The sequence below is a fragment of the Salarchaeum sp. III genome (assembly GCF_036418315.1).
In the GTDB taxonomy this organism is placed as follows: Archaea; Halobacteriota; Halobacteria; order Halobacteriales; family Halobacteriaceae; genus Salarchaeum.
The window spans coordinates 1-16,714 of sequence record NZ_JAZHPG010000015.1 but is presented as its reverse complement, the minus strand read 5'-3'; the positions used below and the strand labels follow the sequence as shown (position 1 = coordinate 16,714).

Annotated in this window: 23 protein-coding genes; 5 read left to right on the top strand and 18 right to left on the bottom strand. The window is 37.6% G+C overall.

All coding sequences use genetic code 11. The features are described 5' to 3' along the window. Nucleotides 1-190: 190 nt before the first annotated feature. The 12 genes from U3A55_RS02445 to U3A55_RS02390 all read right to left on the bottom strand — a co-directional run bounded on the left by U3A55_RS02445 (nt 191) and on the right by U3A55_RS02390 (nt 9,922). Entirely contained in the window at nt 191-562 is a 372-nt protein-coding gene (locus U3A55_RS02445; protein ID WP_330989936.1) for a hypothetical protein, read from the bottom strand. A 246-nt stretch (nt 563-808) separates the two neighbouring features. Further along, on the bottom strand, nt 809-1,084 hold the full coding sequence (locus U3A55_RS02440; RefSeq protein ID WP_330989935.1) for a hypothetical protein: 276 nt from the start codon (nt 1,082-1,084) through the stop codon (nt 809-811). Next, nucleotides 1,084-1,572, bottom strand: coding sequence for a hypothetical protein (locus U3A55_RS02435; RefSeq protein WP_330989934.1), 489 nt, complete (start codon nt 1,570-1,572; stop codon nt 1,084-1,086). The genes U3A55_RS02440 and U3A55_RS02435 overlap by 1 nt, the downstream gene beginning before the upstream one ends. A 154-nt stretch (nt 1,573-1,726) precedes the next feature. Continuing rightward, the gene (locus U3A55_RS02430) at nt 1,727-3,223 is read right to left on the bottom strand and encodes a hypothetical protein (protein ID WP_330989933.1); all 1,497 of its coding nucleotides are present in this window, start codon (nt 3,221-3,223) and stop codon (nt 1,727-1,729) included. Between the two features lie 14 nt (nt 3,224-3,237). Continuing rightward, nucleotides 3,238-5,706, bottom strand: coding sequence for a lytic transglycosylase domain-containing protein (locus U3A55_RS02425; RefSeq protein ID WP_330989932.1), 2,469 nt, complete (start codon nt 5,704-5,706; stop codon nt 3,238-3,240). Nucleotides 5,707-5,773: 67 nt separating this feature from the next. After that, nucleotides 5,774-5,968, bottom strand: a complete 195-nt coding sequence (locus U3A55_RS02420) for a hypothetical protein (RefSeq protein ID WP_330989931.1) — start codon at nt 5,966-5,968, stop codon at nt 5,774-5,776. 60 nt (nt 5,969-6,028) lie between these two features. Next, on the bottom strand, nt 6,029-6,253 hold the full coding sequence (locus tag U3A55_RS02415) for a hypothetical protein (protein WP_330989930.1): 225 nt from the start codon (nt 6,251-6,253) through the stop codon (nt 6,029-6,031). A 467-nt stretch (nt 6,254-6,720) separates the two neighbouring features. Then, nucleotides 6,721-6,948, bottom strand: a complete 228-nt coding sequence (locus tag U3A55_RS02410; protein WP_330989929.1) for a hypothetical protein — start codon at nt 6,946-6,948, stop codon at nt 6,721-6,723. Between the two features lie 27 nt (nt 6,949-6,975). Continuing rightward, nucleotides 6,976-7,185: a hypothetical protein gene (locus U3A55_RS02405; protein ID WP_330989928.1), complete on the bottom strand. Its 210-nt coding sequence runs from the start codon at nt 7,183-7,185 to the stop codon at nt 6,976-6,978. A gap of 712 nt (nt 7,186-7,897) precedes the next feature. After that, nucleotides 7,898-8,200 (bottom strand): hypothetical protein, encoded by a 303-nt coding sequence (locus tag U3A55_RS02400; protein WP_330989927.1) that lies wholly within the window; start codon nt 8,198-8,200, stop codon nt 7,898-7,900. Between the two features lie 56 nt (nt 8,201-8,256). Continuing rightward, nucleotides 8,257-9,399 (bottom strand): hypothetical protein, encoded by a 1,143-nt coding sequence (locus U3A55_RS02395; RefSeq protein WP_330989926.1) that lies wholly within the window; start codon nt 9,397-9,399, stop codon nt 8,257-8,259. 268 nt (nt 9,400-9,667) lie between these two features. Next, nucleotides 9,668-9,922, bottom strand: a complete 255-nt coding sequence (locus U3A55_RS02390) for a hypothetical protein (protein WP_330989925.1) — start codon at nt 9,920-9,922, stop codon at nt 9,668-9,670. A gap of 508 nt (nt 9,923-10,430) precedes the next feature. Between U3A55_RS02390 and U3A55_RS02385 the strand changes: the two genes are divergently transcribed. Beyond that, nucleotides 10,431-10,988 carry a hypothetical protein gene (locus U3A55_RS02385; protein ID WP_330989924.1) on the top strand — a complete coding sequence of 186 codons (558 nt, stop codon included), beginning with the start codon at nt 10,431-10,433 and terminating at the stop codon, nt 10,986-10,988. 233 nt (nt 10,989-11,221) lie between these two features. On the opposite strand, the gene U3A55_RS02380 is transcribed toward U3A55_RS02385, so the two are convergent. Beyond that, nucleotides 11,222-11,473, bottom strand: coding sequence for a hypothetical protein (locus tag U3A55_RS02380; RefSeq protein ID WP_330989923.1), 252 nt, complete (start codon nt 11,471-11,473; stop codon nt 11,222-11,224). Nucleotides 11,474-11,913: 440 nt separating this feature from the next. Here U3A55_RS02380 and U3A55_RS02375 point away from each other — a divergent pair, with 440 nt between their 5' ends. The 4 genes from U3A55_RS02375 (at nt 11,914) to U3A55_RS02360 (ending at nt 14,327) form a co-directional block, all read left to right on the top strand. Further along, nucleotides 11,914-12,183, top strand: coding sequence for a hypothetical protein (locus U3A55_RS02375; protein ID WP_330989922.1), 270 nt, complete (start codon nt 11,914-11,916; stop codon nt 12,181-12,183). 32 nt (nt 12,184-12,215) lie between these two features. Next, a complete protein-coding gene (locus U3A55_RS02370; RefSeq protein WP_330989921.1) occupies nt 12,216-12,692 on the top strand; it encodes a hypothetical protein in 477 nt (158 codons plus the stop codon). A 50-nt stretch (nt 12,693-12,742) separates the two neighbouring features. Then, entirely contained in the window at nt 12,743-13,528 is a 786-nt protein-coding gene (locus U3A55_RS02365) for a hypothetical protein (RefSeq protein ID WP_330989920.1), read from the top strand. Between the two features lie 232 nt (nt 13,529-13,760). Then, a complete protein-coding gene (locus U3A55_RS02360; protein WP_330989919.1) occupies nt 13,761-14,327 on the top strand; it encodes a recombinase family protein in 567 nt (188 codons plus the stop codon). A 183-nt stretch (nt 14,328-14,510) separates the two neighbouring features. Here U3A55_RS02360 and U3A55_RS02355 read toward each other — a convergent pair whose 3' ends face one another. From U3A55_RS02355 to U3A55_RS02335, 5 genes are all read right to left on the bottom strand, one after another. After that, nucleotides 14,511-14,825 carry a hypothetical protein gene (locus U3A55_RS02355; RefSeq protein WP_330989918.1) on the bottom strand — a complete coding sequence of 105 codons (315 nt, stop codon included), beginning with the start codon at nt 14,823-14,825 and terminating at the stop codon, nt 14,511-14,513. After that, the gene (locus tag U3A55_RS02350; RefSeq protein ID WP_330989917.1) at nt 14,803-15,204 is read right to left on the bottom strand and encodes a hypothetical protein; all 402 of its coding nucleotides are present in this window, start codon (nt 15,202-15,204) and stop codon (nt 14,803-14,805) included. Before U3A55_RS02350 ends, U3A55_RS02355 begins: the two co-directional genes overlap by 23 nt. A 122-nt stretch (nt 15,205-15,326) precedes the next feature. Beyond that, nucleotides 15,327-15,527, bottom strand: a complete 201-nt coding sequence (locus U3A55_RS02345) for a hypothetical protein (protein WP_330989916.1) — start codon at nt 15,525-15,527, stop codon at nt 15,327-15,329. Nucleotides 15,528-15,654: 127 nt separating this feature from the next. Further along, complete coding sequence (locus U3A55_RS02340) at nt 15,655-16,338, bottom strand: hypothetical protein (protein ID WP_330989915.1); 684 nt, start codon at nt 16,336-16,338, stop codon at nt 15,655-15,657. Then, on the bottom strand, nt 16,338-16,714 hold a 377-nt coding region (locus tag U3A55_RS02335), incomplete at its 5' end, for a hypothetical protein (protein WP_330989914.1). The genes U3A55_RS02340 and U3A55_RS02335, both read right to left, overlap by 1 nt.

The window sequence follows — 16,714 nt, the reverse complement described above, 5'->3', positions numbered from 1 at the left end:
GTAAGTTTTGTCCGACCTCTTGCATTTGAGCCAAAACTTGTTTTACATCACTAACACTTTCCACGTTCGGAAATAAACTGTCACTTATAGCATCTTGTAATTGATCTGCGCTCTTATTCTGTTGCATTGAGTTATGCCTTCCCTTCCTTATCCATAGTTAATTTTGCGAGAATTGCTTATACAAACACCGTTAACTAAAGAACAATAATCCAACGATCAATAGGAAGATAACTCCCCACATAAACAACTTATTTGAATCACTTTTCTCTTCTTCTTTTGGTTGATAACCCGTTATTTGTTTAAGAACTGTACTTCTTTCTAGTTGGGCAAGTTTCTTCGTTTCTGTGATACTTTCGCTTGGCGCTCTATAAAAAAAGTTTCGCCCTGTTGTACTATTGGTTACTTCGCAATCTGTGTAAGGCACTTTATGATGTCCGGCACAAATAACAGAATCCTCGGTAATATTGGTGACGGGCTTGATATCACTTGTCTTTTGGTCATGATCGAAAATAATTAATTTATCGTCTGTTTCAAAAATGCTTTCTTGTTTACGTCCAAACATTTCATTTCCTCCTATTGTTCGTGTTTACGTTGAATTTGTTCCAGGAATTAAACAGCTGCAGGATCCAAAAGAGGTCTTTTTTCCGAACATTCTTCTTTTGTAGATCCTTGGCCAACTCTTAATAACCGAACTTTTTCTTTTTTTGTTGCTTGGGTTGCCTGGTGAACAGCTTGTACCCAATAAAGGCTACTGTTCCAACTCCTAAAGCTACTCCTAAGCCAACGAAATACATATAGATAAACGCATCTACCACCACTTAACACCGCCTTTAATAGCAAAATAAATCCTGAATATAGATCTAAATATGAGAAGCGACAACAAAAGCACGGTTGATCCTAATAGAGAGCTTATGGTCACTTGCCATATCTGGGGCATATCTCCGAATATCGAAAGATAACCTGAAACGTCCAACCCTTGCGCTGTTACCAGGTTTATGTCCTGGAGCTTTTCTTTTCCTAAATCTAAAATCGAATGAATCGGGTTAAATATCTGATCTACAAAACTTCTCAACTTCTCTTTCATTACGAACCACCTACCCTAATGCTCGAAAGAAGTTTGATAGCTGAAACGGCTGTCCCTATCCAGATCCCAAAGAGCAATATGTAAGCTACTACATTGATTTGTAATGGTTCTAATACTTGAAAAATCTTTCCTATCATCTCTGAATAGCCATTATTAGCGCTTGTTTGAGGAGTGTACGTTAAGCTCTGAATGGTTCGACCTAATCCCTCAAAAAGACTCCATAGGAGCTTTAAAACTTCAAAGATCAACTGAAATAATTTCACCGCAATTAAACCAATGTTATATATGAAATAAAGAATTGAATCTATTAAGGCATATATAACTTCAAAGAATCCGACAATTATATCTATTAAGCCCTGGAACAGATTTCTAAGCTGTTTACCTAACCAGGAGAACATGTCCCCGAAAAAGGAGAATACTTTCCCGAATAAGTCACCTAATATCCCCGCCCCTAAAAGGGGGAGGATTGCTATGGAAAGGAAATTCATAGCTTAATCCTCTTTCTTGCTGTTCCTAACATGTACTGAAAAAGAGCCACGATTTTATCAACGGATAATAAGACGATCAGAAGTAAAATAATTGGAGCAAAATACTTCATATGGTGCTGAAATACGACCTCTAAAACGTTCTGTACTAGATCCATTACATTCTCACGCTCCTAAACTTGTTTAACATTCCTTTAATGAGCCTTAAAATCGGTCTGTTTAGGTAAATCACAAGAGCTAACAAAATAAATGGACCAAAGAACATCATGAGATTAAAAACCGTCTGTACAATGTCCTTAGCGTTGAATAAACCACTTTTATCTATCTTGTTCGTTTCGTCCTTTTCTCCCGTACTACCGTTTGGAGCTATAGGAACTAATGTGACCTCTGGCTCTCCAAAACCGTCATACTGCATATCACTTGAAGGAATTAAAAGTTGACCATCACTATATGGAACGGTTTGATAATCCTCTCCAGCAACTTGAACTAACATTTCTCCCTCTCCAGATCCTGACCAGGTAGCAAGATAATCCCCATTTTCATCCTGGGAAACATCACTTTCCTCAACTGTCGGGGGAGGTGCGGGGGCTGTGGTTGCTTGAACCGTAACTCCTTCGCTTTCTGTTCCGTTTGCCTCTTCTGTTGTGAGCTTGTATTCATAATCTGTTTCAGCTTCTACCGTTAGATCATTGAAATAGGTTCCGTTTGTTTCAAAAACGGGATCATATTCGTCTGTGGTTGAAGCTTGGACGGTTGGAACAAGAAGACTCATAGCTGTTGATTCTTCTTCCTCCACCATCGTTTTTCGGTAAATGTTAACGTGATGGAATCCTTCAAATTCTGGGTTATCCCAGGAGAGATCCACTCGGTCTGATTTTGCTTCTGCCTTTACTTCTTGAACTTCTTCAAGAGATGGAAGCGTGAGAGCTTTTGTGATCCCTTCTGACTCATTTCCGTTTTCGTCAACCGTTGTTACTTTCACCTGGTAAATGTTTTCGGGGGTTAATTCAGGGATTTCTACACTCGTTTCTGTCGTACTTTCCTCTATCAAACTGCCATCCAGATAAATGTTAACTCCCTGAAAATCTTCATCACTAGGTAACTCATAATCTAACTTTATCTCAGTTGGTGTTAGGGTTTCTGATAAGTTACTCACTTCTCCTGGTGGAGTTGTATCAACAGTATGAGAAAATTCCACTCCAGTTTCGGTATGAGTGTATTCATAGTAAGAAGAAAAATCTAAAATTCTATTATTAGAATCTAGATAACCAATATAGATATCTTGTATTACTCCTTCTTGTGATTCAGCATTTGGAAATTCTATTTTTACATCACCATTTTCGTATGCATATATAGAGTCCCAAGTTAAAGTGCCATCAAAATCACTTGTAGTTGATTTAGTCTCACCATCTACAACTACATCTATTTCACCAGTTACATCTATTTCTAAGATCTCTAAATCATGTGCCAAGTTTATATTTACACTTGCGCCATCCAATACTGGTTTAATCCCATCAGTAACTACATCAAAATCATTTGATTCTTTTACATTTGTCACAGTAGAAGCAAATACTTGTTTTGGTAACATTGATAGTGCGATTACTGTTGCCATGATCGGTAATGCTATTTTTTTAAATAGCTTTTTAACCTCCATTTATTTTTCCCTCCTTAACCTGGCGAACTTTTATAATATTTGAGTGACGGTGCTTCTCCTTCTTCGTCTGGAGAAGGTGGGCTTGTGGTGCTATCGTCACTATCACTACTATCTCCTGGTGATGGTGGCTCTACTTGATCCGTTCCGTCACTACTTGGAGTTGGCTGTGGTAGTGAGCTTTGTTCAGGTATATTACCTTCTCCCCAATCTCCAGAGTCCATGCCTGGCTTTGGATTTGTTGGCATGTCAGGCAAATTCTCCACGGGGTTTTTTATGTCAAACCCTCCACTCTCATCCTCTCGAAACTCGATTTCAGGAGCTTCGTTTTTTACATCATCAGAGGAAAAACCTGAATCCTCTAACCCTGGCACTTCTTCCATAGAAGGCTCTTTATCTTCTATCCCTCTATCGTCTAAAGGTTCAACGTCCCCGCCTGGTGGTGTGGTTGGCGGTTCTGGAGCTTCCCCTAGCATGTTTTCCATTTCTTCGCGTACCTTTGGAGCAATCTTGTTCGCGAATTGATCTGAAACCTTGTCCCAATCTGGCGGGGGAGGTATAGCTTCTTTAATCTCGTCCATTTTCTGCATGTAATCATCCCACCCTGGGCATTGAAAGACCTTGCAAGAATCACAAGAACCACTTCCACTTTCTATAGGGGAGTTGATTGGTTCAGATCCACAAGAAACAGCTTCTTCATCGTACATTTGAGCTTGATCTAAAACGTCTTGAACATACCAATCGGCATTGTTATAAGCGAAAACAGCATCATACTCGTTTCCTTCTGTGGCTCCATGATCGGCTAAGAAGTAAGCAGAAGAATAAACAGCATCTTGAATGTCGAAAGGATCGGCTACCCCGTCCCCGTTGGCATCTATCCCGTAACCTCCACCTTCTGCAATTACGTTAGGATCTGTGTAGTCCACTCCTTCATCAACTAGACCGTCTCCATCGCTGTCATAATCCCAACCCGCCCAGGTTGAACTCATAAACTGCATATGACCTTCGGCTCCAACACTTGAAACCATCGGGTCCATTGTAGAAAATGAAGTTTCGATTTTATGAGTAGAAGCTAATAACGTCCAATTAATCCCGTATGCTTCTGCGGCTTCCTGGTAAAGAGGTAAATATTCAGAAGGTATGTCTAAAATGTTCTCGCAAGTTTCCCCTACTGAATCGTCTCCTGAATCTCCAGATCCCCCAGAATCATCAGAACTTCCATCATCAACATTTCCATTTTCGTCCTGGAAAGTTAGCTCTTGTTCATCAAGGTTTGTCGTTTCCATGCTCGTAACCTCGTAACTTCCGTCCTCTAAATCAGCTTGTTTCCTAGGTGTGCTTGAGTCAAAATCAACGGAATTGTGGATTTTCCCAGCATCATCAGGGTTACTTGGGTTTCGTAATTCTGTTGCAAAACCTGTGATCTCGCAATTGTTCCCATCATCCCTGAATTGAGCAGTATAGGTGGCATGTGGAGCATCCCTTATATCCAACTTCCCCGTTTCCCCTGGGGTTGTTCCGTCCAGGTCATCGGAAATGTTGAAATTATCTCCCCACGTTTCTTTATCTATGGGGTTAAAGTTGTCATCCTCTCCAGGTCTGCCCGTTGATCCTCCAAACTCAACTTCTATTTGGTTCCCTGAACCCGTTCCTTGACACTTATAATCCAAATAAGCCAACGACTCCCCTTGTCCGTTATCCCACTCAAAGTCCTCATTTTCATAAGCGTAGTCTTGTACGTCTAAAAAATCGTCAGGGTTGTCTGGGTCATAGTCATAAGTTATTTTCCCTTCTTGATTGACTTTTGGTTGTAACTCAAACGATTCTGCCCCGTCTGGAGCTTCAACCGTTCCAGATTGACTAATTTCTTGTGTTCCTAGTGAATTTCCATCCTTATCAAAAAACTCGGTCACTCCACTACCTTCACCCTCCAGGTCAACGCTCGTAATCTCTTGACCTTCCCATGAGGATTTAAAATCATCATATTCAGATCCACTTAGATCCTCTTTTGGTTCAAGGTCAGACAAACTAACTCCAGAAGGTTCTGGGTTTGTTTCAGAGTCCACATTGGTATAAGAAGGTGCTTCAGTTTCGGGTGGAACATATGGCTCATAGTCTGTATTGCTACAATGACTTCCCTGGTCTTCGATTTGAGTTGTTGTAAAGCCCTCACTGTGGAGAGTGGCCCCACTTTCGTCTAACCAGGTAACTGAACCACTACCATTACAGCTTACAGACTTATTTAGCTCCGTTTCCCTTGTTACACCATAATTGTTCACTACATAGTTTCGTGTCTTTCCACTACCTGGGTAGTCTATCGTTATGGAGTAAACGGGATCTCCTGAAATCCCTATCTTCAACCAATAATAATCTGTAGTTGCGCTATAGTTAGCTGTTACACCATTAGATATAGCAAAGACTTTGGTAGAGAAAGAGATTTGTGATAGTATGATACATACAACTAAAATGAATGATATTTTATTCATTTAAAAAACCTCACCTTTTTGGGGTAAAAAAAGAGGAAGGAGGTTCCCCCTCCTCCCTTTTTTTGGCTTATACTTCTGCTTTTCTACGACCAAAGAATCCTATGATAAGAGAAACGAATTTAGGGATTAATGCAATAGCGATACCTAGTAGAATATAGTCTGAGAATGCTGTCATGAAGTTAAATACAGATGTTACAATGTCCGTTACTGAGAATGGTAAAGATACTCCGTCAAAAGAAAGTGCTGCGCCTAGTTGTGGCATAATAAAATTCCTCCTAATAATTAAATAATTTTTATTGTTCCAGGTGCTTATATGACCTGGTTAGTACCAAAAAACATCAAAATCATCTTCTTCTTTGTCTTTCGCTTTCCCGCCCCTACCTGGAATGATCCGACTTATTAAGTCAACGAATAATCCCAATACATCAAACGCATAAGCAATCATTATCAAAGGCGCAAAGTAAAACAAAAGAACTTTCACATAGTGAAATAACTGATCCATCTTGTCTGGGGTTAAAAACGTTTGGAACTCTATTGCCCCAATCATGCTTTCCTACCTCGAACAGCTCCCACAATCACACCTACAAGCAACCCTACTGCTAAAATCGCAAAAGGTATTTGTACGAATGGAGCTATTAAACTGAAAATATAACCGAATATCCCCCAGAAGAAATCCCAATCCCATACATCGGTTATATCAGAGGGTACTGTGGTCATTAGAATCCACTTCATGATTTACCCCCTTACTCTTCGGTAAATTTCTAAAATCGAGAGGGCTAAACCGAAAAACAGCGTTATACATAAAACAACTAAAAGAACGTCATCATTACCAAAAATCACTTTGAAGGCTAAAGCTACCAAGCCACCTGGATCTATCATTTAGCCTCGCCCCCTTCTCACCGACTCAATGATCGTACCCGCAAACGGAACAATCACTACAAGGGAGGAAACTAAAACAATGTAGACCAACGCTATTTCTCCAGGTGAATAATTGACGTATTCATACATTGTGTCCTACCTCCTTATCAGTGAGTTAAGTAAAAACATAAGGGCTATTACAGCTAACAGAGAAGCTATTACAACCTCTCCTAAGGTGATTTCATGAATGAGGTGTATAGTGTTCTCGCCTGATTGAATAATCGTTTCTTTTGTACGGTCCAGGTTGTTTACATCCATTTCATTTGGAAATTCAACCGTTACCGTCTCGTTTGTTGTTTCATCAGTTGTTTGACCGTCATTCATGAAATCACCTCCTTTAACTGATCGTCATTATGCTTCAGCTTTTCTACGACCAAAGAATCCTTTGATAAGAGAAACGAATTTAGGGATCAATGCAATAGCGATACCTAATAGAATGTAGTCCGAGAACGCTGTCATGAAGTTAAATACAGAAGTTACAATGTCCGTTACTGAGAACGGTAAGCTCACACCATCAAAGGATAGAGCGTTAGTTGTTGTTGTAGTGTCATCCTCCGTCATGTACTTTCACCCCCTTATAAGCAAATAAAAAATGGGTAGATACACTTTAACAGCATACCTACCCATTATTTTCACCTACACGATACACTTCACCTATGTTAAGATAGGGTTGATCGTTGCAGTGATCTAATCGGTCATGAGGTAGGCTGTTACCTCTTGTCCCTTCTGGGGTGCTTCCAACACCACCAGGAGACTGTGACGATTTTTTATGCAATTTTTTAGGCTTCCGACTAGCGCCTTTCACCTTGAAACCAATTTTACATATAAATTTTTATTTGAAAACAACAAAACCAAAATTTAGTACAAAACTTTTTATAGCCCCATCACTTCATTTCAATTTGAAATTTTGCTCATTGAACGAAAAAGCAGAGCCAAAATCACAATAAAACCAAAGCCAAACTTTACAAAATATGGAACACTGGCGCTCGTCGGGGGATATGTATATAAGATATTAATATATCTTTAAAAAACCTCACCGTTTGTGAGCGATTTAGATGGGTGTTAACCCGTTAAATAAAATCTAATTTCGCGAGAGAGCTTTCTAGCAACAATGCAAAAAAAGGCAGTAAAATCTACCACCTTTTTTCATATGAACGCGAAGCTAAAAACATGGATAAAATTAAAATGCTAATCGGTAAAAAGACAACTAGAAAAACCTTTATAAGATCTATAAAAAAATCAGTATCAAAATGCCAGAGCATTTATTTTCACCTCAAACAGCAAATGGTTTACCGTTACTTTTTACCTTGGTTTCCATTGTCAATATCCATTCGTGTAGATCAGGCAATCCGAAACCTAAATCACTTAATTTTTCTGGGAATGTATCTGGATTATCCCTCCAGGAGTACATTCTTTCAAGCGCTTTGTCGTGCCTACCGAAAGAATATAAGTGTTCATTAGCATTCTTTTTCTTCCCGTTTTCGTATCGTAAATGCCTGGATCTCCTTAAACAAATATACTTGTAACCATTTGATGAATTAATAGATAAATGACCTACACCTTTTTTTTCATCCATAATACCCCTCCTATTTTGTGTGTCACGCACTTATAAAGCCAAAGGTACACATAAAATTACATACCTACAATTTCATTGATAGGCTTGTCTATGATTTCCTTCTCTAATAGCAATGACTCATTTTCTAATAACCATTCCTGAGCTTGTTTAGCTCTTTCATCATTTTTACTTTTAGCTGTACGCTTTCTTGAATCAAATTGAATACGAAGTTTTTCTACTTCAACATTTTTTTCGCTATCTTGCTCCTGGGGTTGTTCTTGATCTACTTCCAGCTGCTCTTTTTCTTTTTGCTCAATATACCAATCTGGTTTGATGTTTTTAGATCCGTTTTTATAGTTATTTATACGCGTCACTTTTTTGTTCATGTTTTTGAGGAAGTTATCAATAGATTTCTCTAACTTCTTTTTAAAGCTAGACTTAATTTCAGAATAAATTACATCATAAAGCACATTTTCAAAGTGTTCTATTGAAATATGGTCTTTATAGGTTTTGTATACCAAAGATATTTCCGTTAGATTAATGTTAGCATCTATCAATCTATCTTTATTTTGTTGGATGAAATCTAAAGTTGATTCAGGAAGATCATTTTTAATCTCTTCTGTAACGATAGATTCTTTGTTATTTACAGAGGTTAAACTACTGTTGTTAGATACTGAGTTAGATACTGTTACCGTTTGGTCATTTTGTCCACTCGAGTGGTCATTTTGTCCAATGGGTTGGTCATTTTGTCCACTCGAGTGGTCATTTTGTCCACTCGGTGATGTCGGGGTTTGAAGCGAATATCCATCAAGAGCGTAACCTATATTTTGTAATTTTTCTTGTATGTAAGAAAGATTGACTTTATAAGAATGTGTATTATCCCATTTGCCTCTCATATTTTCTTTTACAAACATGAAATTCTTTTCTACAAGACTATTTAATGTGTTGCTAATAACTTTTCGGCTTTTGAAATTCATAACTTCTTCTGAAAGCTCCTGGGCAGTTTTCCAGAACCAACCGTCTCTTAATTTCTTTTCGATCTTATCTGTAGGTAATTCTAGTTTTTTGTTTGATTCGATTTGTTTCATTAGCTCTTGATCTGACTTATCGACTATTCCTTGCCAAAAAATCATCTGCCCTAACACTATAGCTTCATTAAAATTCCCTTCACAAAGCTCAACCAACTCTTCTTTAATTACAATCCTTTTTAATTCACGCACTTTAAAAACCTCCAAGATTAGATAATTTTGGACAATATCTAACCATTGAAAAGGTTATTGCTAAAAGGTAAACTATAATTAGACCTTAATTGTCTAGCGCCTTTCTAGGTCTAAAAAATAAAGAATAGTTTGCCTTTCCGCAAAAAAGCCTTTTCAACGGAAAGAGAACTCTCTTAATCGTCCAATTAAGAGAGCCGAGCTTACTCGTCCAAGTAAGCTCTCTTATTTTATGTTATTTTAGTACACACAAAAAATCAAGAGTTAATTTTCAGACAACCGCCAAACTGTCTTTTTCTAACTTCTTGATCCAGGTTGGAATCTTACCAGGATTCAAACCTTTTCTCTTGAGCGCTCCTGGAATTGTTTCAGGGGCGCTTTCCCATTTTTCTAAAACGGGAACAGCTTCCTCCACTTTCCCAAGGCTGTATACATTTTTAGCCTTTCTCTTTCGGAAATCCTCGTTTTCATAAATGCTTAAATACGCATACTTTCGCCCTTTTGCTTTTACAGTTGAAACCCACATAGTAATTCCTCCTCATTATAAGAACTTATGTTCCCATTATATTTTACTATACACGAATAAAAAATGGGTATTTGTCTCTAAAAGAAAGACAAACACCCATTTCGACAGCTAACCCATGTTTCTGAATATTATGTACATGTAGTTACTGTTATTGTAAAATGTAACTCATGCAAAGGGGTTAGGCTATATAGTCGAAACCTTGTGCTGGGTGGTCTTTTCACCTTGCACGCCCCTAAGTGTTGGCGCACCTGGGGGCATGTTGCACTAGACTCGATTTACAAATTTCGTGTAAATAATACAAAACTACCATATCATAAAAATTCTTCCAAAACCAAAACTAGCGAAAAAAATTCTTTAAACCTAGGATCATTCCTAGGTTTTCCTTTTCTCTAATATTACCAAAGATATGACAAAACGAGAAGTACCTACTTCTACAATATTCGCTAAAAGAACATGTGAGAAGTGACTACTTCTAAACTAATCTATCCATAGATGGAGGTGTTCATTTATGGATGTTAGAAAGTGCGTAGATCTATTAAATACGAATGAATACAATGCGGAAAAGCTCTCAAAAGAATTAGGTATACCTGCGAAGAAATTCAGAAGAACTTTAACGAACATCGGTGTTAAATATCAGAACAAAGGTGATATTGGTTGGAAGTTTGAAGGGGATGACGAGAAGGTTTTAGAACGTGATATACAAGAATTTATAGGAACTAATTCAAACAAGAATCAAAATGGAAAGAATGTGAATGAACAGAAACCTTCTGGTTTGAGTAAACAAGATGTTCTAAGTGTTTTGGGTCTGAATGAAGAAGAACTTGAAACTTTAAAAATGATACATAAAGAAAAACAGAACAATATGGACCTTCTGGAAAAATACAAAATCTATGAAGATTTACAAGCTAAGGTTCCTGTGGATGAAGAAGTGGTTCGTAGAAGTTACAATTTTAGTAGAAGCACCATTGAAGAGTTTGAGAGTTTCGTTAAGAACTATAGAGTGCCTAAAGAATCAATTGTAGAATTGGCTATAAAGAACTTAGTTGAACAGTACAACAAATTATAATTGATTAAGCAGCTGTAATTAAAAAAGATCATTTCCGAAACACCAGGTATAAATAGAATAGATCAAGTCCACAATGCTAATAAACTATAAAGTTAGTGAGGTGGATCTATGAAGTGTATGAGGTGCGGTGTAAGTGTTAGAGCTTCAAAAAGTAAGCATAAAGAGCGGAAAAACAAATGCTCTAAATGCTATCGTTTGTATAAGCGAATTGGATCGACCTGGGGAAAATACGCTCAATAATGTATTTTCCCTTCATGCTTAATTGGTACAACTCTATATTGATCCTCCTGGTTGTACTTGTCTTGATACCACTTGATAATGTCTGGGTGGTTTAAGGCTAGTTTTATGATATCTGCGCTTAATTGTGTTTTAGTCATCTCACAGCTAATTGCAAGCTTTCTTAATTTATTGTGAGTGTCTTGATCCAAAGATGGTCCGACACGCTCCTTTTTATCTGATCTAACCTTCCTTTCTCCCATATCCATTCCCCTCTCTTAAATTTCAATCCTTATAAAATTCTTTTTATCTCACTTACACATTTACACATTTACTTTGTTAATCTGTTACACATTGTATGAGTTACTTTTCTAAATATGCCTACATATCAAAGGTTTAACTTCCCTCGATAGCAATTATTAATGTCGTTAAGCCACACCAGGAGCGCTCAATAGTTTGGGCGCTCTTTTTCTTTCCTGAAAACCACCGTTTTATAAACTTTTTAAGTGAACTTGGAAAAAGTTTGGTTTTGTTGTTTACAAATTCCATAAACTCGTCCATAATTCAAAGTGTATAAAATAACTAAAACAAACGTTTTACGGAAAGGTTGATAGTTATGGGCGCTAGTAAATTAAAAATCTATGAAGATTGTCCTGAATGTAAGAAAAGAACGGTGTTTCAGTACGACGACTATAAGGAGCTTGTAGAAATGCCTGACGAGGAAACAGCTTATGAATATCAGTTTGTTTGCCTGGAATGTCACTGCAAGGTGCTTCTTTTAGAAGAGTGGAGTCGCCTGGAGAAGTTTGAAGTGATTGACCAGGAACGAGCTACACAAATGGAAAATGAAGAATTAATTGAGTCTTTCAGGTTAAAAAACAAGCAACTTGAGTGGATGCTCCGCCCTCAATATACAGAAGTTGAGGAGAGCGCCAACGCTCTTAGAAATGAAATGAATAAGAGAATGAAGAACGTATAAAAGGGCGGGTTTAAATGTACTTATCAATTTGCATGAAGCAATTTAATGATTGCGAAGTAGGGGAGTTATTCGATACCTACCAAAGAGCAAACTATGCATATATAAGAAAGAAGGGGGCTAAGGAAGAATTTAATAGTGTTCCGTTCCAGGAGTACAAATCATATTTCACAGAATTTAAAAATCACATTTTTCTTCCAATCGAGGAAACGTTTTATAAGTGGGGATTTTTAAGGAGAAGTAAAAAAAGAGAGACATTCTTTATTTTAGATAGAATGAATTTTGATGATCTAGTTTCTATGCAATTCTCCATCATAGAACCAATTAGAGAACTATCAAATTTTGAGGATTTTTATAAACATACAGAACCAATACGAAAAAGTTTAATTGATTTAGAAAATGCTGTTGATGTTCCGTACACTAGCAACATTAAAGTTAAGGAACAAATAAAACATATAACTGATTTAGTCCACGAAATCAGTATTTTGTTAAAGCAGAATGAACCAAAATAGCGATTAAGTGTAATTCGGATCAGACTGAAATTGTGACATAAGGGGAGAGGATGAAAATTAAGCATATTATCTTTTACAGTGGCGGAATCGGAAGTTGGGCAACAGCAAAAAGAGTAGTTGCCAGACACGGAAGAGAAAATGTTATTTTACTCTTTACCGATACACTGATTGAGGATTCAGACCTTTACAGATTTATTGATGAAACAGTAGAAGAATTAGGTTGTGAGTATGTAAGGCTAGAGGATGGGCGCACACCTTGGGAAGTATTTAAAGATGTTCGTTACTTGGGAAATTCAAGAATAGCGCAATGTTCTCACCAATTAAAACAAAAACCTGCTCATGAATGGATTAAAGCTAATTACAAGCCAGATGAATGTATTTTATATTTGGGCATTGATTGGACTGAATCACACCGCACAAAGGCTCCAGTAAAGAATTACGCACCATATAAAGTGGAGTTTCCAATGTGTGAAGAACCTTATGTAAATAAAGTGGAAATGATTAAGGAATTAGAGCGATTAGGAATTGAATCGCCTAGATTATATGAACGTGGATATTCGCATAACAATTGCGGTGGATTTTGTGTAAGGGCAGGGCAAGGACATTTTGCACACCTATTAAAAGACAATCCAGAACTTTACAAATACCATGAAGAAAAAGAACAAGAGATGATAAAGTTCCTGGATAAAGACGTATCAATCCTTAGACGACAAAAGAAGGGTGTTAAGTACAATTTAACACTTAAACAACTAAGAGAAGAAATAGAATCTGATCAAACCGAACAAATTGATTTTGATGATGTAGGTGGATGTGGTTGTATGGTTGATTATAACTAATTCACAGTTCGAAGAAAGAGCGAACCAGGAGGGATATCTTGAAAATAAGGCACATTATTTGTGGAACTGTTTCTACGTTAGGTTTATTGCTTGTCTATAATAAAGCTTATGAAAAAAAAGCATTAATGGAAATTGAAATGCATGGAGAAATAGCAAGGTCAATTCTAAGAGCAAGAGGAATAATCAAATGAAACAAAATGATAGTTGAGGGTAACTAAAGTAGGTGAAATGAATGGCTAAAATCGGTTATGCAAGGGTTTCTACACAAGATCAAAACCTAGACACACAAGTAGAAATGTTAAAAAAAGAAGGCTGTGAGAAAGTGTTCCAGGAGAAGGCTTCTGGATCTAAAGGGGATCGGGAAGAATTTCAGAAATGCCTGGATTACCTTAGACCTGGTGACACGCTAGTAGTTTACAAGCTCGATAGACTAGGGAGAACAACGAAACAGCTTGTAGATCTGGCTACACATTTAAAGGAACATGATATAGATTTACATTCCATAAAAGACAATCTTAATACAGAAACAGCACAAGGGCGCTTTTTCTTTTATATCATGAGCGCCTTTGCTGAAATGGAAGGTGAATTAATTAGAGAACGAACCAGGGCGGGGCTAGAATCGGCTAGAGCAAGAGGGCGCAAAGGTGGACGACCTCCTACAGATCCGAAACAGATTGAAAAGGCATTAAAGCTCTATGATGCTAAAAGCCATAAGATAGACGAAATCAACGAAATAACGGGTGTTTCAAAAAGTAAGCTGTATGAAGCTCTAAGAGAAAGGAAGTCTGAAAATGAATAAAGAATTATCATATAAAATCTATGAATTAAAAGGCTGTATGGACACTGTGAACGACTTTTCAGAAGAAGAAGGGGAATTATCCCCTAGCTCGGTAGAAAGGCTCTCTAGGCTCGTCAATGAAGCTGTGAATTTACTAGAACAAGATAACGAATAAAAAAAGCTCCAGGCTAAGACCTGGGGCTTTTAAATTTGCGTATTAATGGTTGCATATCCTTGACCATTTATTCTGTTTTGTTGAACTCTTTCGTAAATCGTCTGTATCTCTTCTTCTGCTTCGTCAATCCGTCTTTCTAATAGATCCTTTTCACTTCTCAAAACAGCTTTAACAGAAGGGAAAGATTCTAATTCATGTTCATAACGTGCCATAAAGTTTGTATGTTGACCTAGATTTAAAGCTGTGACAGCTTTTCTCTTTTCGAGTTTACGGATCTGTTCATAGTAGTAAGGTTTTACTGCTAACATACCTTTCTCCCCCTTATTGTGTAACTTCTGTTTCATCCCCCTGGAGCTGTTCTATTTGCAGCTCGATCTTTCGCTGAATGTTTTTTAATGTATTTATAACCGTTTGTGTTTCTTCTGGGGCGCTGTTCATGCTGTTCTCTTCCTGGCTCCCTTGTTCAAGCATTGGAATATACATGTGCAAAAAGTTATGAAGCATGTTTATTTGATCTTTGCTGAATGTGAAAGCGAAAGTAACTTTGTTCGGTTCTTCTTCTAGCACTTCTTTCAGATCATCCCGAACGCAGTTATAAACCTTCATAAGCTCCTTGCTTTCTTTTCGTTTGTAGTTACGCTTAAAAGCGTTTCTAACTTCCTTTTTCATAATTTCTAAGTGTAGCGTTATCATTAACAACTCATTATTTTCTAAATAGACCACATTCAAACCCTCCAAAAATTAAATTTAAGACCATATAAGAGCTTTTTGTGTCTTAACCCTCACATTACTACTTGTTAAATGAAAAACAGCTTAGAAAAGCTCTATTTTCTTCTGTAAACCTATCAACTCGTTAGATATTCCCCGTGAACATCCTCCAGGAATAAAAGAAGGTTGTTTTTCTCTCTATTCGTAAGCTCCTGGTCTTTCATCATGAAGAAAACATTTCGTCCTACTTTAACTTTCCGATCCTCGGCAAAGCGCTGTTTTCTTCTGTAGTGCATACATGATCCAGGAACAAGCATAAAGCCCAGCTTGTCTGCCATATCCTCTGCTACTTTCAAACATTCATAGAAGTTGAACTCCTGGTTTAACTTTGCGTATTTAACCACGGGCATTTCTGGATAGTGGTACACAAGCTGTCTTGGATTCTTTTCTTTATTTTGAAACCAACTAGGAAGTAACGACTTGTATTGATTCTCTACTAGAGCTAGTGTCATGTTTTATAACCTCCTGGCTTTTTTGATAGTTTGATTGTCTGCTGTTGTCGTGTCGCTGTTTAAGCTCCTGGAAGAACTTTTGAGCTTCCCGATCTGTTTTAGGTAAAGGGAAAAGATTGACCATAGCATGAGTATCATAGAGTTTTTGTTTGAACATCATTCTCTTTAATGCTGGAGAAACATAAGTCTCTCTCATAAATTCTCCCGTTTGATAGTCCTGGAATTGAACCTTCATCCCTTTTCCATGCTTACGAACGCTGATTAAAACTTCTATGATGTTTCTTAACCTGGTATCTACGTTGCGAATACTTGGAGAACAATATAACTGAACGCTTTTCATTTTCCTGGTGTACATCATCAATTGAGATCCGTTAGTACCTTGGGAGCTAGTTGACTTTCGGCTGTCAAAGGCTGTGTGAGCTTCATCCCAACAACATATAGAACCCTGGGCTTCGGCTACATCGTACCAATCCTGGTACTCTAGCATTTCCTCTGAATCTTCCAGACCATAGTTAGAAAAAAGGGCGAGATCCCCGCCCATTCTTCTAACCATGTTTCTCCAATGGTGAGCTAGTGTACTCATGTATAAAGTTTTTCCAGCGCCTAAAGGTCCTTGGATAAATATGTGCTGTGCCATTACTTTTTAGCCCCTTTCGGATCAATTTGTTTCCCTGACTCTGCCATAACGATTGGCTTAGGTGGCTTAGGTATTAATTCTTCAATGGTTCTTAGATAGAACTCTGGATCTACTACGTCTTGCTTGGAGTCTCGAATAAACTTAATTGTGCTTTCATAGGGGTTTTTGTCACCGTGTAGATAATCATTGGAGCCTAACTGTTGAAGTAACATAATTGCTTTTAGTTGATCCTCTTGTAAGTTTTGTCCGACCTCTTGCATTTGAGCCAAAACTTGTTTTACATCACTAACACTTTCCACGTTCGGAAATAAACTGTCACTTATAGCATCTTGTAATTGATCTGCGCTCTTATTCTGTTGCATTGAGTTATGCCTTC

Coding starts and splice junctions, on each gene's coding strand:
- U3A55_RS02415 (WP_330989930.1), bottom strand. CDS start 6,253: ATGATTGGGGCAATAGAGTTCCAAACGTTTTTAACCCCAGACAAGATG.
- U3A55_RS02435 (WP_330989934.1), bottom strand. CDS start 1,572: ATGAATTTCCTTTCCATAGCAATCCTCCCCCTTTTAGGGGCGGGGATA.
- U3A55_RS02360 (WP_330989919.1), top strand. CDS start 13,761: ATGGCTAAAATCGGTTATGCAAGGGTTTCTACACAAGATCAAAACCTA.
- U3A55_RS02405 (WP_330989928.1), bottom strand. CDS start 7,185: ATGACGGAGGATGACACTACAACAACAACTAACGCTCTATCCTTTGAT.
- U3A55_RS02355 (WP_330989918.1), bottom strand. CDS start 14,825: ATGAAACAGAAGTTACACAATAAGGGGGAGAAAGGTATGTTAGCAGTA.
- U3A55_RS02375 (WP_330989922.1), top strand. CDS start 11,914: ATGCCTGACGAGGAAACAGCTTATGAATATCAGTTTGTTTGCCTGGAA.
- U3A55_RS02440 (WP_330989935.1), bottom strand. CDS start 1,084: ATGAAAGAGAAGTTGAGAAGTTTTGTAGATCAGATATTTAACCCGATT.
- U3A55_RS02425 (WP_330989932.1), bottom strand. CDS start 5,706: ATGAATAAAATATCATTCATTTTAGTTGTATGTATCATACTATCACAA.
- U3A55_RS02370 (WP_330989921.1), top strand. CDS start 12,216: ATGAAGCAATTTAATGATTGCGAAGTAGGGGAGTTATTCGATACCTAC.
- U3A55_RS02430 (WP_330989933.1), bottom strand. CDS start 3,223: ATGGAGGTTAAAAAGCTATTTAAAAAAATAGCATTACCGATCATGGCA.
- U3A55_RS02420 (WP_330989931.1), bottom strand. CDS start 5,968: ATGCCACAACTAGGCGCAGCACTTTCTTTTGACGGAGTATCTTTACCA.
- U3A55_RS02400 (WP_330989927.1), bottom strand. CDS start 8,200: ATGGATGAAAAAAAAGGTGTAGGTCATTTATCTATTAATTCATCAAAT.
- U3A55_RS02390 (WP_330989925.1), bottom strand. CDS start 9,922: ATGTGGGTTTCAACTGTAAAAGCAAAAGGGCGAAAGTATGCGTATTTA.
- U3A55_RS02380 (WP_330989923.1), bottom strand. CDS start 11,473: ATGGATATGGGAGAAAGGAAGGTTAGATCAGATAAAAAGGAGCGTGTC.
- U3A55_RS02385 (WP_330989924.1), top strand. CDS start 10,431: ATGGATGTTAGAAAGTGCGTAGATCTATTAAATACGAATGAATACAAT.
- U3A55_RS02445 (WP_330989936.1), bottom strand. CDS start 562: ATGTTTGGACGTAAACAAGAAAGCATTTTTGAAACAGACGATAAATTA.
- U3A55_RS02345 (WP_330989916.1), bottom strand. CDS start 15,527: ATGGCAGACAAGCTGGGCTTTATGCTTGTTCCTGGATCATGTATGCAC.
- U3A55_RS02340 (WP_330989915.1), bottom strand. CDS start 16,338: ATGGCACAGCACATATTTATCCAAGGACCTTTAGGCGCTGGAAAAACT.
- U3A55_RS02365 (WP_330989920.1), top strand. CDS start 12,743: ATGAAAATTAAGCATATTATCTTTTACAGTGGCGGAATCGGAAGTTGG.
- U3A55_RS02410 (WP_330989929.1), bottom strand. CDS start 6,948: ATGAATGACGGTCAAACAACTGATGAAACAACAAACGAGACGGTAACG.